Genomic DNA, 2,254 nt, shown 5'->3' with positions numbered 1-2,254 from the left:
GGGATACTGGCCACCAGTGGGACGAAGGCCCCGCTGTCGTGCAGGTTCGCCGTGGAGACCGCCACGACCAGCGGCAGCCCGTCCGCGTCGGTCAGGATATGGATTTTCGAGCCCGGTTTGCCGCGATCGACCGGGTTCGACCCGGTCAGGCTTCCCCTTTTTTCGCGCGGAGGCTGGCCGCGTCCACGATCACCGATGACCAGTCGACCTGCCCGGCCGCACCGTGCAGATCAAGGATCTTCCGATGCAGCCGGGGCCAGACCCCCGCCCGGGTCCAGGCCTGGAACCGACGGTGCGCCGTGGGCACCGATACCCCGAACTCGGCCGGCAGATGCCGCCAGGCACACCCCGAGGTCAGCACGTAGACCACCGCGGTGAACACCGCCCGATCCTCGATCGGGGCAGTCCCACCGCCCTGCCAGCGATTTTCGAACCGGGGTAGCAGCGGTTCCACCAGCTCCCACAACTCGTCCGGGACCAGCCGCCCGGCGAGGCTGCTCTCCAACACATCCATGATCAGATATGTACCCGGAGCGGCCACGCAAGACACGCTCTTAGTTGCGAAGACACTTCAGTCGGACGCACCCGCCCGCACCTCCTCTCTATCGCCGAGGCCAGCCCATGACCCAGCTCTCCCATGCCGCCATGTCCAGATCCGACTTCGGCATCCGCATCCCCGAGCGGATCCACCCCGCGGCCGGACGCATCGGCGAACACCTCCTGGCCTGGGCATCCCGGGTCGGCCTGGTAGCCGACGCCCGCGAGCGTGCCCGGCTGGACGCCGCCGGCTTCCATCTGTTGGCCGCACGCATCCTGCCCGACGCCCTCCAGGACGACGTCGAGGTCTTCGCCCAGTGGGTGCTGTGGCTGTTCCACCTCGATGACGAGCAGGACGAAGGGGCGATGGGCCACAGCGCCGAGATCGTGCACGCCACCTACGCCGCGATCACCTCGATCATCGAGGGACAGCCGGTGCCCGCGGCGGCCCCTGCCTCGGTCACTGCCCTGGCGGACCTGTGGCCCCGCACCGCCCGAGGGATGTCCGCACAGTGGCGCCGCCGCATCCTCGAGCACATCCACCACCACCGCGACGCGTTTCTCACCCAGATCGCCCACCGGCAGAACGGCACGTTGGCCAGCCCGGAGGAATATCCGTCCCTGCGCCGGGACGACAACGCCATGTTCATGTTCGACCTGCTGGAAGTCGTGTACCAGACCGAAATCCCCCCGGACCTCGTCACCACCCGGAGCTGGAACGAGTTGTGCGCGGCTTCCAGTGACATCGTTGCCTGGTGCAACGACGTGGTGTCCCTGCCTCGGGAAGCCGCGCGCGGCGAGACCACCAACTACGTCATCGTTCTCCGACACGCCACGGCCTGCGACGAGCACACCGCACTCGAACAGGTACACACGCGCATCACCCAACGGTTGCACGACCTCGACGAAGCCGAACGTTCCTTCCTTTCCGACGCGCAGCACCTGGAGCCGACGATGGACCCGGACCGGCTACACCTCGTCGTCCGCACCATCCGCGACATACCAGGCACGCACCTGGCCTGGATGTTCGCCTCCGGCCGTCACCAATAGCAGTCCGCGTCCCCACCACCGCAGACCTTCCTGGTGGCGATCACAAGATCGGGGAGTGTCCGATCATCAGCGGCTCTGTGCCATATTCGGTGGTGACGGAGCGTGTGGTCTCCACCTGGTCTTGGGCTCGAAGGTCCGTGGTCGGCTGGCTGTGGGTTGACACGATGTGTCGTGTGTGACGCGGATCGTCTGGTCAAGTTGGTGTTTTCGGGGCTGTCGCCGCTGGTCATCGAGGGTGTGTCGGACGAAGACGGGCTGGTTCGGGTACGGGCACGGACACCGGAGGTGGCGGTCGCCTGTCCGGGCTGCGGGGTGCCCACGTCGCGGGTACACAGCTACGCCGAGCGGACGGTAGCCGACATGGCGCTCGACGCGCGCCGCGTGCTTCTGGGGGTGCGGGTCCGCCGGTTGGTGTGCCCCACACGCGGGTGCCGGCAGACGTTCCGCGAGCAGCTACCCGGAGTGCTGGAACGCTACCAGCGGCGCACACCGAGGCTGGCCGCGCAGATCGGCGCGGTCGTCCGGGAGTTAGCCGGCCGCGGCAGTGTGCGGGTGCTGTCCGCGTTGACGGTGTGCCTGTCGGTGCAGACCGCGCTGCGCTGCCTGCTCCGTCTGCCACTCCCGCCGGTCACGGCGCCACGGGTGCTGGGCGTGGACGACTTCGCGC

Annotated in this window: 2 protein-coding genes and 1 pseudogene; 2 read left to right on the top strand and 1 reads right to left on the bottom strand. The window is 68.1% G+C overall.

The window, feature by feature from the left end:
• A pseudogene (locus CC117_RS10140) lies at positions 1 to 505 on the bottom strand (IS5 family transposase); the annotation flags it as partial.
• A 116-nt stretch (positions 506 to 621) separates the two neighbouring features.
• Here CC117_RS10140 and CC117_RS10135 point away from each other — a divergent pair.
• Positions 622 to 1,587, top strand: coding sequence for a terpene synthase family protein (locus CC117_RS10135; protein ID WP_071083492.1), 966 nt, complete (start codon positions 622 to 624; stop codon positions 1,585 to 1,587).
• Positions 1,588 to 1,758: 171 nt separating this feature from the next.
• A partial coding sequence (locus tag CC117_RS10130; protein ID WP_407673495.1) for a transposase family protein occupies positions 1,759 to 2,254 on the top strand: 496 nt, incomplete at its 3' end.

Source organism: Parafrankia colletiae (assembly GCF_001854655.1).
GTDB classification, from domain to species: domain Bacteria; phylum Actinomycetota; class Actinomycetes; order Frankiales; family Frankiaceae; genus Parafrankia; species Parafrankia colletiae.
The sequence above is the reverse complement of the archived record's forward strand: the minus strand, read 5'-3'. Positions and strand labels throughout refer to the sequence as shown.

Excerpts from the sequence above, each read along its gene's own strand:
- CC117_RS10135 (WP_071083492.1), top strand. The coding sequence starts at position 622 with ATGACCCAGCTCTCCCATGCCGCCATGTCCAGATCCGACTTCGGCATC.